Source organism: Catellatospora coxensis (genome assembly GCF_016862635.1).
Classification (GTDB): domain Bacteria; phylum Actinomycetota; class Actinomycetes; order Mycobacteriales; family Micromonosporaceae; genus Catellatospora; species Catellatospora coxensis.
Window position 1 is genome coordinate 12581 of record NZ_BONI01000012.1, and the last position, 20843, is coordinate 33423.

General features: G+C 73.1%; 18 protein-coding genes. 9 read left to right on the plus strand and 9 right to left on the minus strand.

Annotated features, from left to right (window positions below):
* Positions 1–46: 46 nt before the first annotated feature.
* Genes Cco03nite_RS09330 through Cco03nite_RS09340 form a run of 3 tightly spaced genes read right to left on the minus strand, consistent with a single transcriptional unit; the run spans position 47 to position 3030 of the window.
* Positions 47–568, minus strand: a complete 522-nt coding sequence (locus Cco03nite_RS09330; RefSeq protein WP_144121717.1) for an NADH-quinone oxidoreductase subunit B — start codon at positions 566–568, stop codon at positions 47–49.
* A gap of 10 nt (positions 569–578) precedes the next feature.
* The gene (locus tag Cco03nite_RS09335) at positions 579–1598 is read right to left on the minus strand and encodes a hypothetical protein (protein ID WP_203691181.1); all 1020 of its coding nucleotides are present in this window, start codon (positions 1596–1598) and stop codon (positions 579–581) included.
* A gap of 43 nt (positions 1599–1641) precedes the next feature.
* Entirely contained in the window at positions 1642–3030 is a 1389-nt protein-coding gene (locus tag Cco03nite_RS09340) for an MFS transporter (protein ID WP_203691183.1), read from the minus strand.
* Positions 3031–3127: 97 nt separating this feature from the next.
* Here Cco03nite_RS09340 and Cco03nite_RS09345 point away from each other — a divergent pair, with 97 nt between their 5' ends.
* Positions 3128–4462 (plus strand): gamma-glutamyltransferase, encoded by a 1335-nt coding sequence (locus Cco03nite_RS09345; protein ID WP_308440654.1) that lies wholly within the window; start codon positions 3128–3130, stop codon positions 4460–4462.
* Between the two features lie 86 nt (positions 4463–4548).
* Here Cco03nite_RS09345 and Cco03nite_RS09350 read toward each other — a convergent pair whose 3' ends face one another.
* A complete protein-coding gene (locus tag Cco03nite_RS09350) occupies positions 4549–4842 on the minus strand; it encodes an MGMT family protein (RefSeq protein ID WP_203691187.1) in 294 nt (97 codons plus the stop codon).
* 152 nt (positions 4843–4994) lie between these two features.
* Between Cco03nite_RS09350 and proB the strand changes: the two genes are divergently transcribed.
* Both proB and Cco03nite_RS09360 read left to right on the plus strand, forming a co-directional pair.
* Positions 4995–6110 (plus strand): glutamate 5-kinase, encoded by a 1116-nt coding sequence (gene proB, locus Cco03nite_RS09355; protein ID WP_203691189.1) that lies wholly within the window; start codon positions 4995–4997, stop codon positions 6108–6110.
* Positions 6111–6216: 106 nt separating this feature from the next.
* Positions 6217–7461: a glutamate-5-semialdehyde dehydrogenase gene (locus Cco03nite_RS09360; RefSeq protein ID WP_203691191.1), complete on the plus strand. Its 1245-nt coding sequence runs from the start codon at positions 6217–6219 to the stop codon at positions 7459–7461.
* Positions 7462–7600: 139 nt separating this feature from the next.
* Here Cco03nite_RS09360 and Cco03nite_RS09365 read toward each other — a convergent pair whose 3' ends face one another.
* The 5 genes from Cco03nite_RS09365 to Cco03nite_RS09385 form a co-directional block, all read right to left on the minus strand.
* Positions 7601–8482 carry a prenyltransferase/squalene oxidase repeat-containing protein gene (locus tag Cco03nite_RS09365; protein ID WP_239167244.1) on the minus strand — a complete coding sequence of 294 codons (882 nt, stop codon included), beginning with the start codon at positions 8480–8482 and terminating at the stop codon, positions 7601–7603.
* A 270-nt stretch (positions 8483–8752) separates the two neighbouring features.
* Positions 8753–9934 carry an adenylyltransferase/sulfurtransferase MoeZ gene (gene moeZ / locus Cco03nite_RS09370; protein ID WP_203691193.1) on the minus strand — a complete coding sequence of 394 codons (1182 nt, stop codon included), beginning with the start codon at positions 9932–9934 and terminating at the stop codon, positions 8753–8755.
* A 176-nt stretch (positions 9935–10110) separates the two neighbouring features.
* Complete coding sequence (locus tag Cco03nite_RS09375; protein ID WP_203691195.1) at positions 10111–10989, minus strand: DUF3152 domain-containing protein; 879 nt, start codon at positions 10987–10989, stop codon at positions 10111–10113.
* Positions 10989–11897, minus strand: a complete 909-nt coding sequence (locus Cco03nite_RS09380) for a DUF3152 domain-containing protein (RefSeq protein ID WP_203691197.1) — start codon at positions 11895–11897, stop codon at positions 10989–10991. The genes Cco03nite_RS09375 and Cco03nite_RS09380 overlap by 1 nt, the downstream gene beginning before the upstream one ends.
* Before the next feature lie 20 nt (positions 11898–11917).
* Positions 11918–14524: a hypothetical protein gene (locus Cco03nite_RS09385; protein ID WP_203691199.1), complete on the minus strand. Its 2607-nt coding sequence runs from the start codon at positions 14522–14524 to the stop codon at positions 11918–11920.
* A 296-nt stretch (positions 14525–14820) separates the two neighbouring features.
* On the opposite strand from Cco03nite_RS09385, the gene Cco03nite_RS09390 reads away from it, so the two are divergent.
* The 6 genes from Cco03nite_RS09390 to Cco03nite_RS09420 all read left to right on the plus strand — a co-directional run bounded on the left by Cco03nite_RS09390 (position 14821) and on the right by Cco03nite_RS09420 (position 20814).
* Positions 14821–15474 carry a TetR/AcrR family transcriptional regulator gene (locus Cco03nite_RS09390; RefSeq protein WP_144121707.1) on the plus strand — a complete coding sequence of 218 codons (654 nt, stop codon included), beginning with the start codon at positions 14821–14823 and terminating at the stop codon, positions 15472–15474.
* Positions 15475–15633: 159 nt separating this feature from the next.
* The gene (locus tag Cco03nite_RS09395) at positions 15634–15861 is read left to right on the plus strand and encodes a DUF3107 domain-containing protein (protein ID WP_120317219.1); all 228 of its coding nucleotides are present in this window, start codon (positions 15634–15636) and stop codon (positions 15859–15861) included.
* A 154-nt stretch (positions 15862–16015) separates the two neighbouring features.
* On the plus strand, positions 16016–16675 hold the full coding sequence (locus Cco03nite_RS09400; protein ID WP_239167245.1) for a ferritin-like fold-containing protein: 660 nt from the start codon (positions 16016–16018) through the stop codon (positions 16673–16675).
* Positions 16676–16972: 297 nt separating this feature from the next.
* Positions 16973–18682, plus strand: coding sequence for a DEAD/DEAH box helicase (locus tag Cco03nite_RS09405; protein ID WP_203691201.1), 1710 nt, complete (start codon positions 16973–16975; stop codon positions 18680–18682).
* Positions 18683–18803: 121 nt separating this feature from the next.
* Complete coding sequence (locus tag Cco03nite_RS09410; RefSeq protein WP_239167246.1) at positions 18804–19742, plus strand: biliverdin-producing heme oxygenase; 939 nt, start codon at positions 18804–18806, stop codon at positions 19740–19742.
* 25 nt (positions 19743–19767) lie between these two features.
* Positions 19768–20814 carry a hypothetical protein gene (locus Cco03nite_RS09420; RefSeq protein WP_203691203.1) on the plus strand — a complete coding sequence of 349 codons (1047 nt, stop codon included), beginning with the start codon at positions 19768–19770 and terminating at the stop codon, positions 20812–20814.
* Positions 20815–20843 lie beyond the last annotated feature (29 nt).

Here is a 20843-nt window from a genome sequence, read left to right on the forward strand (position 1 = left end):
CGCTCTCGCGGCGCGCCAAGCGACTCCCCACGGTCTGCAGGACAGGTCAGGCAGGTGGTGACACGATCGGGGCGGTCAGCGCAGCCGGGTCGGGGCGGTGCACGCCGCCGAAGCCGGACTGCTCCGCGGCGATCTTCTCCTGCAGGCGCAGGATGCCGTGCAGCAGCGCTTCGGGCCGCGGCGGGCAGCCGGGCACGTACACGTCCACCGGGATGATCTGGTCCACGCCCTTGGTCACCGAGTACGAGTCCCAGTACGGCCCGCCGCAGTTGCTGCACGCGCCGAAGGAGATGACGTACTTCGGCTCGGGCATCTGGTCGTACAGCCGCTTGATGGCCGGGGCCATCTTGTCGGTGACCGTGCCCGACACGACCATCAGGTCGGCCTGGCGCGGGCCGTGCGCGAACGGGATCACGCCGAGGCGCATGAAGTCGTGCCGGCCCATGCTGCTGGCGATGAACTCGATCGCGCAGCAGGCCAGCCCGAAGTTGAACACCCACAGCGAGTAGCGCCGACCCCAGTTCAGCACGAACTTGATCGGGTCTCCGAGCACCGAGGGCAGAGCCATACCAGGAAGCCTAAGCGCTCGGCGGGACGTAGCCCAGCCAGGCGTCGACCTCTTCCTGAGTCAGGATGCGGTCGACGCGGACCTGGGCGGTGATCGGGAAGCGCCGCCCCGGCCGCCAGTGCCGGCTGTAGCGGGCGTCGTCGAGCACCAGGATGCGGGAGCCGCTGACCACGGCGATGTCGGCCGGCCCGGCCTCGTTGCGCATGGTCGCGCCGGTCGCGTCGGTGAGGTGGAAGCTGTCGTCCACATGCTCCAGCACGGTGCCGTCCGGCCCGTGCTGGAACGCGCTGACCCAGCGCGCGTCGGGCCGCTTGCCCTGCACCAGGCCCGCGCCGATGAGCGCGTCGGCGAGCAGGGTCTGCAGCTGGAAGTTGTCGGCCACGCCGCTGACGAACACCATCGCCCCGCGCCGGGTCGGCCGGTGCAGCACGAGCAGGTGCTCGTCGATGATGCGCAGCGCCAGGATGAGCCGCATGAACGCGGGCGCGGCCGAGTGCAGCGGGTCGACCTGCGCGGTCCAGGGGGTGCGGTCGCCGAGCTGGGCCCGCGCCTCGGCGTGGTGCAGGCAGGCCACCGCGGCCAGCGCCCAGTGCGGGGCGTCGCGCCACGCCGCGACCAGCGGCATCGCCCGGTCCGGGCCGAGCTGCGAGGCCAGCAGTCCGGTCGCCACGGTGATGTCCATCTGCGTGCGCTCCGGCAGCGGCCGGCCGCCGCCGTACGCCATCCAGGCGTCGATGAACGCGTGCGTGCCGGTCAGCGCGCTGCCGAGGCGCTCCAGCACGATCCGGGTGAGCGGGCCGGGCGAGCCGCCCAGCTCGACGAGCGCGCCCGCGGCGGTGGCCGCGGTGGCCGCGACGAACGGGATCGGCGCCGCCCCGATCGCCGGGGCCAGGTGGGTCACCGCCGGGGTCAGCTCGTGCGCCGGGGCGAGCCGCGCGGCCTGCACCAGCGGTGCCACCGCGGCCAGCGCGGAGTTCACGTCCTGGCCGAGGACGAGCTGGTGGAACCGCTGAACCTGCTGCACGAACATGTGGCGTGCACCCTCCCCTGAGGTCTGTCCGCGAGACGTGGAGCTAGCTGGCCGGAGCCGCGGCGGGCAGCGGTTCGCGGTTCTCGGTCACGGCCGGGTCGCCGCCGAGGTCGTACCCGCGCAGCAGCACGAGCGCGATGCCCACGATAAGACCCGGCACCACGGTGAACCCGAGCAGTACTCCCGTCTTCGCGAGATCGCTCTGCGCGACCGTCTCACCTGCGGTGGTGGAGATGTAACCGAAGAGCTGGAGCACGATGCCGAAGATGAACGGGCCGAGCGCGAGACCCAGGGTCTCCCCCGCGGTCCACACGCCGGTGAACACGCCGGCCTGCCGCTTGCCGGTGCGCGCGGTGTCGTACGCGATGCAGTCGGGCAGCATCGACAGGCCGAACAGCTGCTGGCCGGCGTAGCCGAAGCCCATCACCGCGATGATCGAGTAGATCGTCCAGTGCGGCAGCAGCGGGGCGGCCGCGAGCGCGAGCGTCGCCACGGTGAGCGTGATCGAGGCGACCACGTAGCCCTTGAGCTTGCCGAGGCGCTCGCCGACCCGCCGCCACAGCGGCATCACGAACAGCGCCGGGCTGACCACGACCACGAACAGGGCGGTGGTGGTGCCCGCGTCGCCGAGCACGTGCTTGGCGAAGTACTCGACGCCGCCGAGCATGCAGGCCACCCCGGTCGACTGGGCCACGAAGCAGGCGACCAGCACCCGGAACGGCCGGTTCGCGGCGACCACCTTGAGCTGGGCGCGCAGCGACGGCTCGCTGGCGGTGATGGTGCCGGTCGGGGCGGAGCGGGTGCTCCAGAAGACGATCAGCGTGCCGGCCACCATGATCGAGGCGACGAACAGCGCCATCCAGCGGTAGCCGGGCAGGCCGCCGCCCATCGCGTCGCGGATGATCGGGGCCATCGCGCCGGAGACCAGGATCGACGTGGCCAGCAGCGCGACCCGCCAGGTCATCAGGCGGGTGCGCTCGGAGTAGGAGCCGGTCATCTCGGCGGGCATGGCCACGTACGGCACCTGGAAGAACGCGAACGCGGTGGCGGTGAGCAGGAACATCACCGCGACGTACAGGCCCGCCTGGCCGCCGTCCCCGAACGGGGCCATGAACAGCAGCGCGAACAGCACGGCCATGCCCAGGCCGGCGAAGAGCAGGTAGGGGCGGCGGGCGCCCCAGCGGGTCTGGGTGCGGTCCGAGATCCGGCCGACCACGGGGTTGAGCATGACGTCCCAGGCCTTGGGGAGCAGCACGAGCAGGCCCGCCAGGCCGGCGGCGACACCCAGGGTGTCGGTCAGGTACGGCAGCAGCAGCAGGCCCGGGACGGTGCCGAAAGCACCGGTCACCAGGGAGCCGAGCGAATATCCGACTCGCACTCGAGTGGGAAGCGCTTCGTCCGGGGCCTCCATCACCTCCACACTGGATGTCATGAGCGCGGATGGTACGGGAGGCGAGTGAATGCTGGTACCTGCCGGTGTGGCAGCTGGCCATCCGGCCACCGCTGAGGTAGGCCTTCGGGTACTGCGGATGGGCGGAACGGCGGCCGACGCGGGAGTCGCCGCGACCCTGGCCGCCTGCGTCGCCGAGACCATCTTCACGGGGCTGGGCGGCGGCGGATTCGCCACATACTACGAATCTTCGACCGGTCGCGTAACCTGCCTTGATTTCTTCGTCGCGATGCCCGGCCTGGATAGGGATCGTAAGCCGGAGCCGATGACGCCGATCGCGGTCCGGTTCGGCGAGGTGCCGCTGCCGTACGAGATCGGCGGAGCCTCGGTCGCGGTGCCCGGCCTGCCCGCCGGATGTGGCGAGATTCACTCACGTTGGGGGGCGCTGCCCTGGGCCGACGTCGTCGCGCCCGCCGCCGAGCTGGCCCGCGCGGGGGTCGCCATGCCGTTCGCGCACGCGATCACGCTGCCCTCGCTGATCGAGGCCATGCTGCCCGGCCAGGGCGGACCCGCGTACGCCCCGGGCGGGCGGCTGCTGCAGGGCGGGGACCGGCTGTACCACGCCGGGCTCGCCGACGCGCTGGAGATCATCGCCGCGGAAGGGCCGGCGACCTGCTACACCGGCAAGCTGGGCGCGGCGACCGTCGAGTCGGTACGCGCCGACGGCGGGGCGCTCGGGCCGCTCGACCTGTCCGCGTACCAGGTGCTCGAACGGGCGGTGACCACCGCCGAGCTGGCCGGGCACACCGTGCACGGCCGCGCCGACCTCAACCGCACCGTGCAGACCCTGCGCGGGCTGCCCCCGGACCTCGCCGACCTGCCCCGGCCCGAACGCGCCGTGGTGCTCGCCGGGGCGCTCGACGTACGCGGCCCCGACGACCGGCTCGGCGACACCACCAACGTCACCGCCGTCGACGCCGCCGGCAACGCCTGCGTCATCACCACCACCCTCGGCCTCGGCTCCGGGGTCTGGCTGCCGGGGCTGGGCGTGCACCTGAACTCGATGCTCGGCGAGGGCGAGCTGTACTCCGGCGAGCTGCCCCCCGGCGAGCGCCTCGCCTCGATGATGTGCCCGCTCGTCGTGCTCGACCCCGGCGGCGGGCTGCGGCTGGCCATCGGCTCCGCCGGGGCGTCCCGCATCCGCTCCGCGCTCCTGCGCACCCTGATCGGCGTTCTCATCGACGGCCTGGACACCCCGGACGCCGTACGCGCCCCCCGCCTGCACCCGGTCGACGACGTCGTCCACGTCGAGCCCCACTTCCCGGTCCCCGAGGAGATGGCACTCGCCGAAGCCGGCTACACCGTCAACCGCTGGCCGTCCCGCAGCCACTACTTCGGCGGCGTCTCCGCCATCGGCACCGCCGGCGCCTCCGGCGACCCCCGCCGCGGCGGCGCCGCCCGCCTCACACCCTGATTCGCGTTGATCATGAACTTATGGCACGGCTCGACGGCGCGTCACGGCCATAACTTCATGATCAACAAGGCGGCCCGGGGGTGGGGTCAGTTGATGGCGGAGGTGGCGACGTGGTCGCCGCGGAAGGGGACGCCCTCGGCGATCAGGCGGCGGCGAGCCTCGTTCTCGTGGCCCGGAGGCAGGCGGCCGCCGGCGCCGACGACGCGGTGCCAGGGCACCCCTCCCCCGTGCCGCGCCATGATCGTGCCGACGCGGCGGGCGGAGTTGCGGCCGGACTCGTCCGCGAGCGCGTCGGCGATCGCCCCGTAGGTCATCACACGTCCGGGCGGGATCGCCTCGACCATCTTCAGCACCGCTTCGGTGTACTCCTCGGGAGTCATAGCCGAAGGCTAATTGATCAGGAAGTTGTGCACGCGACACGCCGTCGAGCCGTGCCATAAGTTCATGATCAACGCAGGAGAGGGGTGGTGGGGCGCGCCAGTGGGTGGGATCGGTGCGGGGTGGGCGGGAGGTGGGGCGGCAGAATGGGTTGATGCGTGGAGTGGTCACCCGGGCTCGTCGGGTGGTGGTGAAGGTGGGGTCGTCATCGTTGACGACCGCTGCCGGAGGGTTGGATCCCGAGCGGTTGGCGGGGCTGGTGGGGGCGCTGTGCAGCGGCGGGGACCAGGAGCGGCTGCGGGAGGTCGTGCTGGTGTCGTCGGGGGCGATCGCGGCGGGGCTGGCTCCGCTAGGGCTGGCGCGGCGACCGCGGGATCTGGCCACACAGCAGGCGGCGGCGAGCGTGGGCCAGGGACGGCTGATGCACGCGTACACCGAGGAGTTCGGGCGGCACGGGCGGACCGTCGGGCAGGTGCTGCTGACCGTCGACGACGTGACGCGGCGGGCGCACTACCGCAACGCCCACCGTACGCTGCGCAAACTGCTCGATATGCGGGCTGTGCCGATCATCAACGAGAACGACACGGTGGCCACCGAGGAGATCCGGTTCGGTGACAACGACCGGCTGGCCGCGCTGGTGGCCGCCCTCGTCCAGGCCGACCTGCTGGTGCTGCTGTCGGACGTGGACGCGCTCTACACCGGCCACCCGTCGCAGCCGGGCTCCCGGAAGGTCGACGAGGTCACCGACTTCGCGCAGCTCGCCGAGGTGTCGGTGGGCGGCGTGGGCAGCGCCGGGGTCGGCACCGGCGGCATGGTCACCAAGGTCGAGGCGGCCCGCATCGCGACCGACGCGGGCATCCCGGTGGTGCTGACCGCCGCCCCGCTGGCCGCCGCGGCCCTGTCCGGCGAGCCGGTCGGCACGCTCTTCCACGCCGCGGGGGTACGCGCGACCGCCCGCCTGCACTGGCTGGCCCACGCCACCACCGCCCGCGGCCGCCTGCACCTGGACGCGGGCGCGGTCACCGCCGTGGTCGACCGCCGCGCCTCGCTGCTCCCGGCCGGCATCACCCGCGTCGACGGCGCGTTCACCGCCGGCGACCCCGTCGACCTGATCGACATCGCCGGCCGCGCCGTGGCCCGGGGGCTGGTCAACTACGACGCCCTGGAACTGCCGAGCCTGCTCGGCCGCTCCACCGGCGAACTGGCCGCCACCCTCGGCCCCGCCTACGAACGCGAGGTAATCCACCGCGACGACCTCGTCCTCCTGTAAGGAAGGGCACCTTGTTATCGCCATGCGTAGAGGAAGGGCACCTTCTTAACGCATCGAGCGGGTTGAGCTGGACGAACCTCAGCACCCACGGAAGGCTGGAAACGACATGAGCGTCATCGAGCAGGCGACGCGCGCCCGGCAGGCGGCACAGGTGCTGGCCACGGCGTCGCGCAAGGCCAAGGACGCCGGGCTGGCGGCGATGGCCGACGCGCTCGCCGCGCGTACCCCCGAGATCTTGAAAGCGAACGGCCTGGACGTGGCCGCGGCGCGCGAGCAGGGCACCCCCGAGTCGACCGTGGACCGGCTCGCGCTCAGCGAGTCGCGGCTGGCCGGCATGGCCGACGGCCTGCGCCAGATCGCGGGCCTGCCCGACCCGGTCGGCGAGGTGGTCCGCGGCGGCACCCTGCCCAACGGCCTGCAGGTGCGCCAGCTGCGGGTGCCGTTCGGCGTCGTCGGCATCATCTACGAGGCCCGCCCGAACGTCACCGCCGACGCGGCCGGGCTGACCCTCAAGTCCGGCAACGCGGTGCTGCTGCGCGGCTCCGGCTCGGCGGCCCGCTCCAACGCCGCGATCGTCGCCGTGCTGCGCGACGCGCTGGTCCAGGCCGGGCTGCCCGCCGACGCGGTGCAGCTGGTCGACTCGACCACCCGGGACACCGTCAAGGAGCTGATGCGGGCCCGCGGCCTGGTCGACGTGCTGATCCCGCGCGGCGGCGCGTCACTGATCCGCACCGTGGTCGAGGAGTCCTCGGTGCCGGTGATCGAGACCGGCGTCGGCAACTGCCACCTCTACGTCGACGAATCCGCCGACCTGGACATGGCGCTGACCATCCTGCTCAACGCGAAGGTGCAGCGGCCGTCGGTGTGCAACGCGGCCGAGTCGCTGCTGGTGCACGCGGCCGTCGCGGACGCGTTCCTGCCGAAGGCGCTGGCCGCGCTGCGCGAGCAGGGCGTGACCGTGCACGGCTCGCCGGAGGTCGCCGCGTACTCCGGGGACGTCGTCGCCGCGACCGAGGAGGACTGGGGCACCGAGTACCTGGCCCTGGAGCTGTCCGCGCGGGTCGTGCCGTCGCTGGACGAGGCGGTCGCGCACATCCGGCGGTACGGCTCCGGCCACTCCGAGGCGATCATCACCTCCTCGCTGCCGGCCGCGAACCGCTTCACGGCGCAGGTCGACGCGGCGGCGGTGCTGGTGAACGCGTCGACCCGCTTCGTCGACGGCGGCGAGCTCGGCTTCGGCGCGGAGATCGGCATCTCCACCCAGAAACTGCACGCCCGCGGCCCGATGGGCCTCCCCGAACTGACCAGCACCAAATACGTCATCACCGGCGAAGGCCACACCCGCCCCTGACCCCACCCACGCGCCGCCCCGCGCCGCGCCTGCGGCGCCCCACCTCGCGTCGCAACTCTTAAAGACTTGCGGCCTCAGAGGGACTCTGAGGCCGCAAGTCTTTAAGAGTTGTCGCAGGCCGCCGGGCCGCGCGGGGTGGTCAGAGCAGGCTGCTCTGGCCGGGTGGGGTGATCTCGTGGATGGCGCGGATGACGTTGAGGGTGAGGTGTACGTCGAAGGTCTCGCCGTCCTCGGAGTCCCAGCCCCCGTCGGTGCGCTGCGTCTCGGCCAGCCGGCGCTTGGCGGCGATCATCGTCCAGTCGTCGGCCGACACGCCGACCCGGCGCATCGCGGCCGCCATGGCGGCGGCGTCGGCGGGGGCCATCGCGGGCAGGCGCTCGCCGAGCACCGCCTGCATGCGCGCGGCCTCGTAGAACATGTCCTGGCGGTACATCACGGCCGCGCCGAGCCACCCGGTGACCAGGTAGGACGGCCAGGTGCCGTCCGAGTTGAGGCTGCTCTTGATGAACTCCGCGCCGCGCAGGGCCGCGTCGGCGTACGGGATCGGCGTCGGGTCGCCGTACGGCAGCGACGAGCGCACGTCGAGGCCCATCACGGTGAGCCAGAACGTGGCGTTCGCGGTCAGGTAGAGCGTGGCCTCCGGGTCGCCGGGCTGCGCCCACTCGGGCGCGTCGGCGGCCAGCTCCTTGGCCTCCTGCCAGCTGCCGTCGGCGGCCTGGCGACCGGCCAGCCAGTCGAAGGCGCGCTTGACGCCGGGCCGCGCGAGCGCGCCGAGGTCGTCGAGCTGGGCGAGCCGGAAGCAGGTGACGTCGACGGACGGGATCTTGCCGCGCTGGGTGGCGAACCAGCCACCGCCGTCGGCCTGTCCGGCTTCGGCCGCGGCGAGGATGTCCTCGGCGGGCGAAACGCCGGTACGCAGGTATGACAGGCGTGCCCGGTCGACCGGGTCGCCCTTCTTCACCACGAATCCGATAGCCGCGTCGAGGTCCACCACGGTCATCGAGGGTACGTGCCCGGTCACCGTCCGGCCTCATCAGGTTGGTCAAGGTCAACAGAACGGGCGGGTGAAATAAATTCGGAAACAGCCGTTTCGGGCCTCCGTGACGGCTTACAAAACCGCCGTACGGCGGCATTTTCCGGCTCTCGGCGGGGGCCGCGAGACGAAGCTCACGCATGGACGGTGATCGAAGTCACACGCTCCCCGCCATCGGTGCCCGTACACGGCGAAGGCCGGCGACAGCGGATGTGTCGCCGGCCTTCACCGGGTGGACCGGATGGTCCGGGGTGGACCTCAGTAAGCGGGCAGGGAGGGATCGACGGTCTTGATCCAGGCGAGCACGCCGCCCTGGACGTGGACCGCGTCCTTGAACCCGGCCGCCTTCAGCGCGGCGAGCGCCTCGGCGGACCGCACGCCCGACTTGCAGTGCAGCACGATCTGCTTGTCCTGCGGCAGCTTGGCCAGCGCCTCGCCGGACAGGATGTCGCCCTTGGGGATGAGCACGCTGCCCGGGATGCGGACGATCTCGAACTCGGCCGGCTCGCGCACGTCGACGAGCAGGAAGTCCTTGTCGGCGTCCTGCCACTCCTTGAGCTCGCGGGCGGTGATGGTCGCGTCGACCACCGCCTCCTGCGCCTCCTCGGAGATCGCGCCGCAGAACGCCTCGTAGTCGCCGAGCAGCTCGGTGACGGTCGGGTTCTCGCCGCACAGGACGCAGGACGGGTCCTTGCGGACCTTGATCTTGCGGTACGACATCTCCAGCGCGTCGTACACCATCAGCGACCCGACCAGCGGCTCGCCGATGCCGGCCAGCAGCTTGATCGCCTCGTTCACCTGGATCGAGCCGATGCTGGCGCACAGCACGCCCAGCACGCCGCCCTCGGCGCACGACGGGACCATGCCGGGCGGCGGCGGCTCCGGGTAGAGGCAGCGGTAGCAGGGGCCGTGCTCGGCCCAGAAGACGCTGGCCTGGCCGTCGAAGCGGTAGATCGAGCCCCACACGTACGGCTTGCCGAGCAGCACCGCGGCGTCGTTGACCAGGTAACGCGTGGCGAAGTTGTCGGTGCCGTCGACGATCAGGTCGTACTGCCCGAAGATCTCGAAGACGTTGTCGCGGTCGAGCGCGGTGTCGTGGATGACCACGTTCACGTACGGGTTGATCTCCCGTACGGTGTTGGCGGCCGACTCCGATTTGGGCCGGCCGATGTCCGACTGGCCGTGAATGATCTGGCGCTGCAGGTTCGACTCGTCGACGGTGTCGAACTCGACGATGCCCAGCGTGCCGACACCGGCCGCGGCCAGGTACATCAGCGCGGGCGAACCGAGCCCTCCGGCGCCGACGCACAGCACCTTGGCGTTCTTGAGCCGCTTCTGCCCCTCGACGCCCACGTCGGGGATGATCAGATGGCGGCTGTAGCGGCGGATCTCGTCCACCGAGAGCGACTCGGCAGGCTCCACAAGCGGCGGCAACGACATAGGCACATTCTCGCTCGCCGCGGTAGGGAATGCCATGATCTCCAACCCGCTGGGATGCGAGTTGCATCACGCCCTGATCAGCCTTCATTTGATCATGAACTTATTCCCGCGACACGCCGCCGAACCGTGCCATAAGTTCATGATCAACGGGCCCGGGCCGGCGGCCCGTGGCCCTGTCAGGGGATGGGGGGGCCGCGGTAGAGGGCGGGGTCGGTGGGGGCGGCGGGGTGGGGCCAGGGGTTGGGGGTGCAGTCCTTGAGACCGGTGGACTGTTGCTGCATGACGGGGGCGGGCTTGCCGGGGGCGGGGCAGGCGTCGTGGCCGTAGCCGAGCTGGTGGCCGAGCTCGTGGTTGAGGGCGAAGGCCTGGTAGTCGGGCAGCGGGGCGCCGTAGCCGGGGACGGCGTTCAGCCAGCGGTCGGCGTTGATGATGACCTGGCCGGGCAGGCGGCAGGAGGTGAAACCCTCGGTGTGCAGGCCGCCCGCGGCGCACATCTTCTGCGTGGTGCCGGCCGTGGCCAGGTAGACCGTGAACTCGTTCGAGGTCTTCTCGGCCACCCGCTGGAAGCGGTACTTGCCGCCGCCGGTCCAGCCGCGCGGGTCGCCCAGGATCCGCTCGACCTCGCCCGCGAACGCCTTGAGGTCCTGGCCGGTGTCCTTCTCCACGGCGACGCGGAACTTGCGTATGGTGCCCGCGCTGCCGAGCACCTTGCCCGCGCCGGTGGCGAAGCCGAACTTGCCGCTGCCCGCCGCCACGGTCGTGCTCTCCTCGCGGGGCTGCTCCGACGCGCCGGGTTCGGCCGACGGGCTGCCCGGACCGGGCGACTCGGCCACCGGCGTGGACGGCCCGTCGAGCAGGAGGCCGTCGCCGCCCCGGGCCAGATCGACCCCGACCAGCACCACGATGAGGCCCAGCACGCCGGCGACGACGACCAGGTTCCGGCGCCGCCGGGCCTGGATCTCGGCGCGGCGACGCGACCGGAACCCGGACGCCTCGTCCGGTGCGCGGCGCGGGGCCGCCTCCCGCTGCTCGAAGAGCTCCAGTTCGCCGTGCATCAGGCCACCGGGGGCCCGGTGTAGCGCTTGCCGCCGACGTACGGCCACGCGTTGGCGGTGCAGCCCTTCAGGCCGTACGTCTGCTGCTGCATGACCGGCGCGGGTTTGCCGTTGCCCGGGCAGCCCTCGTGGAAGCGGCCGAGTTCGTGGCCCACCTCGTGGTTGATCACGTACTGCCGGTAGTCGTGCAGGTCGATCTTGCCGTTGACGTAGTCGGGCACCGACATGCGCCAGCGGTTGAGGTTGATGACGACGCGCCCCGGCAACCGGCACGAGGTGTACGAGACACCGTTCATCCGGGTGTCCATGCCGCCCGCCCCGCACAGCTTGCGGGTCGTCTCGCCGGTCGCCAGATAGATCGTGAACTGGTACGACGCCCCGGTCGGCACCCGCTGCAGCCGGTACTGCCGGCCCGCGATCCAGCTGCGCGCGTCGCCCAGGGTCTCGTCGACCAGGCTGGTGAACACGTCGAGCTCCTCCTCGGCGACGTTCTTCTCGGCCGCGACCCGGAACCGCTTGATGCTGCCGGCGGTGCCCAGCACCCCACCCTGGCTCTTGGCGTACGTCCAGGTCCCCGGCCCGGACGAGGGGAACTCGCCGGCCATCTGGTAGACCGGCTCCGGCTCGGCGCTCGGTGAGGGAGCCGCCGGCGACGGCGAGGCCGCCGGCTCCGGGCTCTCCGTGGCCATGGGAGTCGACGCCACCGGCCGGGTGGGCGCGGGATCGGGCCCACCGCGCAGCAGGTCCACGCCGACCAGCAGGGCCGCGCCGAGCAGCACGCATACCGCGGTCGCGCGGCGGCGGCGCTGGCGTGCGCGGGCCCTGGCGAGCCTCCCGGACTCCACTCGCGAGGACCGGACGGGGGGCTCCCAGTCGGTCCTCGGCGGCGGTGCGAGGGCGGTGCGCATCGACACAGCCTGCCACATCCCTACGGCAACAGCGCCGCTAGCCGCCTGTTCACCGCGCTGAGCGTGGCACGGACGACAGCCCGGCGGGGGTCCCCGGAGACCAGCGCGGAGCCCGCGAGCTGCTCGACCCAGCCGCCGCAGACCAGCAGCACCACCACGACAGCGACCTCGCAGCTGCCCATCGGGACGATGGTCGCCTGCTCGACGAAGCACCGGCCGGACTCACCCGTCGTGGTGCCCTCACGCAGCAGGTCGTCGATGGCGACCGCGGTCGCGGCGGCGCACAGGCGCAGCACGTACGCGTCGACGGCCGGCCCGCTGGCCACCCCGACGGCCTGCCGGTCGCCGGTGTTGAGGCGCACCTCGACCGTCGCGTCCAGGCCGAACGTGCTGGTCTGCACGTGCTCGATGATCGCGCGGGGGCCCTGGTCGCGTTCGGTGGGCAGCGGCGGCGGCGAGGCCGCGGCGGGCAGCTCCGGCTCGCTGCTCACCGAGCGCAGCGCGGCGACCCGGTCGCGCAGCTCGCCCGGCGCCCGGCGGGGCACACTCACCGGGTGGCGGCGGCGCGGCTCCCGCGGCGACTGGTCGGACAGCGGGTCCGGGTGCAGCCCGGTCAGCCCCGGCGGCGGGGACGCCCCGGCACCGGAGCGGGGCGCGGGCAGCGTGGCCGCCGGCGGGGCGGCGTCCGAGGCGGGCGCGGGCCTGGGCACCAGCGGGCCGGCCGGCGCGGCGTCGATGCCCATCTGCTCCTGCAGCATGCGGGCCACCATCCGGCTGATCGCCGCGGGGTCGGCCCCCTCGTCAAGGTCCAGCCGCAGGTGGTGGGCACCGGTCGCGGTGGTGCGCAGGGCCGCGTCGCGTACTCCGGCGACGCCGCGCACGGCGCGCAGCACCGCGTCGACGTCGAACCCGTCGGGCCGCTCGGCCGTCTCCACGTCGTCACTGCGGCGCAGGTGGGAGGCGATGCGGTCGAGCTGGGGCGTGGCCGCCACGACCGGTTCCGCCTCGACTACCGGGTGGATGGCGGGCGGCACGTCGGGCACGGCGGGCACGCGCTGCGGCAGGTGCTCCGCGGCGGCCGGGCCGTTCCCGGGCTGGCCGGGCTCGGCGCGCCGGGCCTCGGGCACCCCTGGCTGCCGGTCCACGGGCTGCTGCGCCCCCACGCCCGCGGGCGGTGCGGGCGGCTGGTGCGCGGGCGGGCCCGCGGGCTGCGGGATGTGTGGCTGCGGCGAGGGCGGCAGGTAGGGCCGCGGCTGCGGCTGCGAGACGAACGAAGGCTGGCCCGGGAAACCGTTCGGCAGGTCGTCGCCGGGGCGGCCAGGCTCCTGGCCGGGTATACCTGCCGCCTGGGCCGTCTCCGGCGCCCTGCCTCGCTCCGCCCGGCCGCCACCGCCCGCGGCGCGACCGTTGTCGTCGCCCCCGGCGCGCCCGTCGCCGTTGGCCGCGGCGTCCTCACGGATCGCGGCGGTGCCGCGGGGTGCCGCGGGATCGTGCAGCGTCGCTGGATCGCGGAATGTCGCCGGATCGCGGAGTGCGGACGAGTCACGTGGTCCGGCCGCGTCGCGCAGAGCGGCGGCATCGCGCAGCACGGACGAGTCGCGCAGCCCGGCAGCGTCGCGCAGGGCCGCGGCGTCACGGAGGGCGGCGGAGCCGTGGCTGGTCGCCGTCACCGCGCCGACGTGATCGTCAGCGGAGCCGCCGAGCTGCGCCGCGCGGGCCGCCTGGCGGGCCATGCCGAGCTGGGCCGCGGCGTAGCCCTCGCGGGCCGCGTCGAGCCGCGCGGCGGCCGCGGCGGCCGGGTCCGGCAGCACCGGGAACTCTCCCGTCCGGACCCGCTCGGCGGCGTCGCCGGAGCGCGCTCCGTCCGGCCCCGGTCCGCGCCGGGCGTCCGCGGCTTCGGGATGGCCCGGCTCCTGACCCGGCACGGCCGGCCGGCCGTTGGCGGGACGCGGGGCCTGCGGTGCAGGCTCGGCGAAAGCCATGCCGAAGCGTGCGCCGAGTGACATCTGCTCTGCCTCTTCCTGGTCCTCGTCCTGCTCGTCGTCAAGGGCGGCCGCGGCCGGTGCGGGGTGCTCCGGGGCGGGCGGCACGGCGCGGGTGGCCGCCTCGGCCATCGCGGCCAGCGGCGCGTCCGCGGGCGGGGCGGACGGCACCGGCCCCGACAGCTCGGCGGGCAGCGAGGGCCGCAGGCCGGGCGGCGGCACCGGGTAACCGCCGGTGGGCATCGTCAGCGCGGGATTGGCCCCGGCGGGCAGCGGTGGCATGACCGGAATCGGGATCACCTCCGGTGGCGCGACCGCGGCCCCGGGGCCGGGCTGGTACGGCTTGAACACGGGGATGCGGCTCGTGTCGTCGAGGCCGAGGGCCGGTGAGCCGTTGACGGGGGTCGGCTCGTCGAACGCGGCGTGCCGGGCGAACTCGGCCGAGGTCTGGGCGAACTCGTCGGCGTACGGGTCCTCGCCGGGGGAGGAGGGTTCCGGCAGGGGGCGCTCGTACGGGCGGCTGTGGCCGTTGCGCACGGCCGGGGCGGTGTCCGGCGGGCGTACCAGCGTGGTGGTGACCGGGTCGGCACCGGTGAGGGCGTCTATCCCCCGGCGGTCGGCTACCGTGGCGTGCCACGGTGTCAACGGTTCGAAGCCGGGCTCCAACGCCGCGCCCGCACTCGACCATGCATCGGCCCGGTCGGAATCCGCCCAGCTCGCGAGCTTATGCCCGTTAGCCGTCGGGTGTCCGACTCCGCCGGCTGACCCGTCGGCGGGTTCGTCAGCTCCCGCTGTGTTTCCGGTCTGCCCTGTTACGTCCACCGTGCGCTCCTCCGTCGCCCACGCTGAGGCTACCGTGAACGGCGAATGACGATAAGTTGCAACGACGGGCCAGTTTGCAAGATCCGTCAAAGGATCCGTCTGCAGGGTGAGGAGATTCGATGACCGCGGCCACCAGTGGCGCCAACCCGACCGGCTCGACAGCCACGGGCCGGCCGACCCGGCTGCCCCGGTCGGCACGACGCAAGCAGCTGCTCGCCGCTGCTCAGGACGTCTTCGTCGCCCAGGGCTACCACTCCGCAGCGATGGACGACATCGCCGAACGGGCGGGCGTGTCCAAGCCGGTGCTCTACCAGCACTTCCCCGGCAAGCTGGAGCTCTACCTGGCGCTGCTCGACACGCACTGCGACGCGTTCGCCGAGCGCATCCGCTCCGCCATGGCGGCGACCACGGACAACAAGGAACGCGTCCGGGGCGCGATGCAGGCCTACTTCGACTTCGTCTCGCACGAGAGCGAGGCGTACCGGCTGGTGTTCGAGTCCGATTTGAGGAACGACCCGGCGGTCGCGGAGCGCGTCGACCGCATGGAGCGGCTGTCCGTCGAGGCGATCACCGAGACGATCATGTCCGACACCGGAGTGAGCCGCGCCCGCGCCGAGGTCCTGGCCGCCGGCCTGTGCGGCGCCGCCCAGGTCTCGGCCCGCTGGTGGCTCGCCGGCGGCCGAGTCATCGCCCAGGACGAGGCCGAACAACTCATCACCACCCTCTCCTGGCGCGGCATCAGCAGCTTCCCCCTCAGCGGCACCGACCACTGACCCGCCCCGAGCGGCGATCTTGCACGAGCGACCCCCACGACACGGGTATATCGGGCGCTGAGGGGGCCGTTCGCGCAAGATCGTCGAGGGCGGTCGGTCGGCGTGCCATCGTCCAGCTGCGACACCGGGGTAATCTCGGGAGCGAGCCGAGGAGGTTGTGTGGAGGTCAAGATCGGTGTGCAGTTCGCCCCCCGCGAGTTGGTGGTGGACAGCACGCAGACGCCCGCTGAGGTCGAGCAGATGGTCGCCGACGCGCTCGCGTCGAAGGCCCAGCTGCTGACGCTGGTAGACGAGAAGGGCCGGCGGGTCATCGTCCCGCTGGACAAGCTGGCATATGTGGAGATCGCCGAGGCGTCGACGCGGAGTGTCGGCTTCTCGGCCCGCTGAGGCGGCGCAGCACATAACTGCAGGCGAACGGCACGGCGCAGCACGCGCCGTGCCGTTCGCCGTAGCTGCCGCAGGCACCGTGCGGCGCGCCGGGCGGCGCAGGGCCGGGCCGCGGCCGGGTGCCCCGGGTGCGTACGGCCGGTAGTCTGCGGGCGTGTCGACTGACGCCGGAGTGATCGATCTACTGGGCATGCTCGCGTACGGCGAGCTGCTGGCCTTCGACCGGATGGCGGCCGACTCGCGGCTCGCGCCGGACCTCGGCCGGCAGGCCCGGCTGGCCGAGATGGCCGCCTGGGAGATGGCCAACTACCGGCGGCTGGCCAACCGGCTCACCGCGCTGGGCGTGGACCCGGAGCAGGCGATGGTCCCGTTCGTCACGGCGCTGCGCACGTACCACGACAACACCGAGCCGGGCGACTGGCTGGAGGCGCTGACCAAGGCGTACGTCGGCGAGGGCATCTCCGACGACTTCTTCCGCGAGGTGGCCGAGGTGCTGCCCGAGGGCGTGCTGGCCGCGCCGGACCGGGCCCTGGTGCTCGACGTGCTGCACGACGACGGCTACGCCGACTTCGCGGCCGGGGAGATCCGCGCCGCGATCGCGGCCGACCCGAAGGTGGCCAACCGGCTGTCGATGTGGGCACGGCGGCTCACCGGGGAGGCGCTGTCACAGGCTCAGCTCGTCGCCCAGGAGCGCACGCCGCTGACGGCGCTGGTGCTGGCGGGCGTGGGCGACGGCGAGTCCGTGGACGGGCTTTTCCGGCGGCTGACCACCGCGCACACGGCCAGGATGACGGCGGTCGGGCTCAACAACTGACCGTTTTGCGTGGGAAATCCCACTAAGAACCGGGAATTCGACACACACCAGGTGACCAGACGGCCACCGGGCCGTACGATGGCTGAGTTGACATGGGCCCGATGCCCATGTCGTCGCGTGTGCGGCGCCGCGGTCCCCAACGATCGCGCCGCGCGATGGGATCCATTTCCTTCATCGCCGCGCCCCGCGCTCGAGACTACATATACGCCCTTCGATGAAAACGGGCGTACCGACATCCGCTGGGCAGCCCGCAGGGTCCGCCGTACGCGGATCACTGAAAGGGCACCCCAGAATTCCATGACAGACACCACCAAGATCACCCTCGCGCCCACCTTCGCCGAGCTCGGCGTGCGCCCGGAGACCGTGGCCGCACTCGCCGCGATGGGCATCGAGCGGGCCTTCGCCATCCAGGAGTACGCGCTGCCGATCGCGCTGCGCGGCGGCGACATGATCGGGCAGGCGCCCACCGGCACCGGCAAGACCTTCGGCTTCGGCATCCCGCTGATCGACCGCGCGGTCGCCCCGAGCGAGGGCGAGACCGGCGGCCAGCCGCAGGCGCTCGTCGTCGTGCCGACCCGTGAGCTGGGCCTGCAGGTCGCCAAGGACCTCGCCGGGGCCGGCAAGACCCGTGGCGTGCGGGTGCTGGCGCTGTACGGCGGCGTCGCGTACGAGCCGCAGATCGACGCGCTGAAGGCCGGCGTCGAGATCCTGGTCAGCACGCCCGGCCGCCTGCTCGACCTGTGCAAGCAGAAGCACCTCAAGCTCGACAAGGTCAAGGCGCTCGTGCTCGACGAGGCCGACCGCATGCTCGACCTGGGCTTCCTCGACGACGTCGAGAAGATCCTCAAGATGCTGCCCGAAGAGCGGCAGACCATGCTGTTCTCGGCGACCATGCCGGACCCGATCGTGACCCTGTCGCGGCGGTTCCTGCGCACGCCGGTCACCGTGCACGCCGGGCACACCACCGAGCCGGGCGTCAGCCCGCAGACCCAGCAGGTCGTGTACCGCACGCACCAGCTCAACAAGCTGGAGCTGCTCGCCCGCATCCTGCAGGCGCAGGGCCGCGGCCTCACCATGATCTTCACCCGGACCAAGCGCAACGCCGACCGGGTCAGCGAGGACCTCGACTTCCGCGGCTTCGCCGCGGCGGCGGTCCACGGCGACCTCGGCCAGGGCGCCCGTGAGCGGGCCCTGCGCGCCTTCCGGGCGGGCAAGGTCGACGTGCTCGTCGCCACCGACGTGGCCGCCCGCGGCCTGGACGTCTCCGGCGTCACCCACGTGATCAACTACGACTGCCCGGACGACGCGGAGACCTACGTGCACCGCATCGGCCGCACCGGCCGCGCCGGGGCCACCGGTGTCGCGGTGACCTTCGTCGACTGGGAGGACATGCCCCGCTGGCGGATCGTCGACAAGACGCTCGGCCTGGAGCTGACCGGCCCGGACGGCCCGCCGGAGACGTACCACACCTCGCCCTGGGTCTACACCGACCTGGACATCCCGACCGACGTCAGCGGCATGCTGCCCAGCGCCCAGCGCTCCCGGGCCGGCCTGTCCGCCGAGGTCGAGGAGGACCTGGGCGGCCGCTCCCGCGGCGGCCGGGGCAAGCGCGGTCCGGCGGCCGAGCAGGCCCCGCCGCGTGAGCGCGCACCGCGCCGCCGCCGTCGCCTGTCCGGTGACGAGGCTCCGGCCGCGCCGGAGGCGGGCACGCAGGACGCCCCGGCCGACACCGAGGCCGACAGCGCCGAGGGCGAGGGCACCCGTGGCCGCCGTCGTCGCCGCGGCCGGGGTGCCGGCACCGGGGCCACGGTCGCCGCGTCGGTGACCCACGAGGGCGGGCTCACGCCGCTGTTCTCCAACGCCGCGGACGGCCCCGACGGCCCGGCCGAGCCCGCCGCGGCAGGCGAGGGCGGCGCTTCGCGGTCGCGCTCGCGCCGCCGCCGTCGCCGCTCCGGCGGGTCCGGCGGCCCGGCCGAGGGCGCGCTGGAGACCTCGGTCGAGAACTGACGTTCGACGTGAAAGGGACGCCCCCACGCGGCAGAACCGCGGTGGGGGCGTCCCTTTTCGCAGGCCAGGATCAAACGAAAGTTTGAGGTTAGGGTGACCTTACTCGCGTACGGTGCTGCGCATGAGTGAGCCCTTCTCCGCCCGCCTGCGCGCCGCCACCTGGTCCGACCACAGCTCGGCCGAGCAGACGACCTTCCTGGACGACCTGACCCGGGGCCGGCTGACCGTCGCCGCCCACGCCGCGCTCACCGCGCAGCACTACCTCGTCTACCAGGTGCTGGAGGAGGCCGCCGCGCGCTGGAGCGGCGACCCGGTCGCGGGCGGCTTCCACGCCGACGCGCTCACCCGCCTGCCCGCGCTCGCCGCGGACCTCGCCTTCCTGCTCGGCGCCGACTGGCGCGACGCGCTCACCCCGGTCACGGCGACCGCCGAGTACATCGCCCGCCTGCGCGAGATCGCCTTCAGCCGGCCCGGCGGCTTCGTCGCCCACCACTACAACCGCTACCTGGGCGACCTGTCCGGCGGCCAGTACGTGGCCCGCGCCCTGGCCCGCGCGTACGGGCTCGCCCTCGGCGGCGACGGCCTGCGCTTCTACGCCTTCGACGGCATCGCCGACCCCACCGCGTTCAAGGACGCCTACCGCACCCGGCTCGACGCCGCGCCCTGGGACACCGACGAGCAGGACCGGATCATCAACGAGGTGAAGCTGGCCTACCTGCTCAACACGGAGCTGCTGGCCGACCTGGGCCGGGTCCACCCGAACCCGTTCCCGCCGGAGGTCGTCGCCCAGATCATGCGGCACATGAACGACGACCACCCCGCCGACTCCCTGCTGATCTGCCAGGCCACGCTGCCCGAGCCGGCCCGCCCGAACGCCACCGCGGCGGTGATGTCGGGCATGGACAACCGGGGCATCGAGTTCCAGGCCGTCATCGACGGGGTCGAGACGCCGATCCGGGTGGCGTTCGCGCAGCGGCTGACCGAGCGCGGCCAGGTGCGCGTCGAGGTGACCCGGCTCTACCGCGAGGCATGTGCCCTGCTCGGGGTGCCTGCCCGGTGAGCGCGGGCGTGGAACACTGGCCGGTGTGGAGACGGCACACGACGTTCTCATCGCGCTGACCAGGCGGTACGCCTTCGCGGAGGTGGCCGCGCTGGTCGCCCCGGACTCCGGCGTGCTGCCACGGGCCGGCGGCGGCGCGCTGTCCACCGAGTCCGTCGCCCACGTGCAGCAGCTGTGCGCGTTCGGGCAGCGGCTGCTCGACCTCGACGCCGAGGACTTCGGCGAGCTGAACGCCGCCGCGGAGGCCAACACCGAGCACGCCGTCGCCGACCAGGTGCACGGCGACCACGTCCCCGAGCACCTGCGGGAGCGGGCGCTGGCGTGCCGCATGCCGCAGGCGCCCCGCGAGGTGCACCGCGGGGCGCTGGGCAGCATGCGGCCGGCGTTCCGGCTGCTGCTGGAGGTCATCGACGCGCGTTTCCGGCGCGGCGAGACCACGGCCGTGGTCGCCGCGGTGCACATCGCCAGCGAGTACGGCCCGCTGCTGGTCTGGGAACGGGTGCTCGGGCACGCCGCCGACCCGCTGCGGCTGCCGAAGGCGGTCGGCGGCGACGGGAGCGCCTGGGGCGACTTCGACGACCGGGACTGCCCGCACACCAAGCCGGAGAAGTCCGCCGCCCGGCGCAGCCTCACCGTGGCGCACGAGAACAACGCCGGCTGGCGCACGTACCTGGACCGCCAGCACTCGAACACCTCGCACGCGCTCTGCGTATGCGCCACCACGTGCCACCGCCGGTGCACCGTCTACCGGCGGCTCGACGCGCGGCAGGCCGAGGTCGTCACGCACGGCTGCCGGCTGGCCGCGGCGCTCAACGAGTCGGCCGTGGTGAAGCTGCGCCACAGCGCGCCGGTCGGCCACGGCTTCGGCGTGCCGTCGCAGCGCGAGCTGCTCGACGCCTGGGCCCGCACCCGCGCCTCGCTGGCCAAACACGATCCGGCGATCGCGGAGGAGGACGGCTACCCGCTGCCCGGGTTCGCCGCCTACGTCGCCGTGCTCGCCGGCGCCCCGATGCCCTCGGACACCCTGCTCGCCGACACCGCCATCGAACTCGCCAAAGCCCTCACCCCCTGACCCACCCACGCACCGGGCGCGACGGGGCG

Bases quoted from the DNA above. Each gene is read 5' to 3' on its own strand.
- Cco03nite_RS09330 (WP_144121717.1), bottom strand. From the start codon at position 568: ATGGCTCTGCCCTCGGTGCTCGGAGACCCGATCAAGTTCGTGCTGAAC.
- Cco03nite_RS09335 (WP_203691181.1), bottom strand. From the start codon at position 1,598: ATGTTCGTGCAGCAGGTTCAGCGGTTCCACCAGCTCGTCCTCGGCCAG.
- Cco03nite_RS09340 (WP_203691183.1), bottom strand. From the start codon at position 3,030: ATGACATCCAGTGTGGAGGTGATGGAGGCCCCGGACGAAGCGCTTCCC.
- Cco03nite_RS09345 (WP_308440654.1), top strand. From the start codon at position 3,128: ATGGGCGGAACGGCGGCCGACGCGGGAGTCGCCGCGACCCTGGCCGCC.
- Cco03nite_RS09350 (WP_203691187.1), bottom strand. From the start codon at position 4,842: ATGACTCCCGAGGAGTACACCGAAGCGGTGCTGAAGATGGTCGAGGCG.
- proB (WP_203691189.1), top strand. From the start codon at position 4,995: ATGCGTGGAGTGGTCACCCGGGCTCGTCGGGTGGTGGTGAAGGTGGGG.
- Cco03nite_RS09360 (WP_203691191.1), top strand. From the start codon at position 6,217: ATGAGCGTCATCGAGCAGGCGACGCGCGCCCGGCAGGCGGCACAGGTG.
- moeZ (WP_203691193.1), bottom strand. From the start codon at position 9,934: ATGTCGTTGCCGCCGCTTGTGGAGCCTGCCGAGTCGCTCTCGGTGGAC.
- Cco03nite_RS09375 (WP_203691195.1), bottom strand. From the start codon at position 10,989: ATGCACGGCGAACTGGAGCTCTTCGAGCAGCGGGAGGCGGCCCCGCGC.
- Cco03nite_RS09380 (WP_203691197.1), bottom strand. From the start codon at position 11,897: ATGCGCACCGCCCTCGCACCGCCGCCGAGGACCGACTGGGAGCCCCCC.
- Cco03nite_RS09390 (WP_144121707.1), top strand. From the start codon at position 14,821: ATGACCGCGGCCACCAGTGGCGCCAACCCGACCGGCTCGACAGCCACG.
- Cco03nite_RS09405 (WP_203691201.1), top strand. From the start codon at position 16,973: ATGACAGACACCACCAAGATCACCCTCGCGCCCACCTTCGCCGAGCTC.
- Cco03nite_RS09410 (WP_239167246.1), top strand. From the start codon at position 18,804: ATGAGTGAGCCCTTCTCCGCCCGCCTGCGCGCCGCCACCTGGTCCGAC.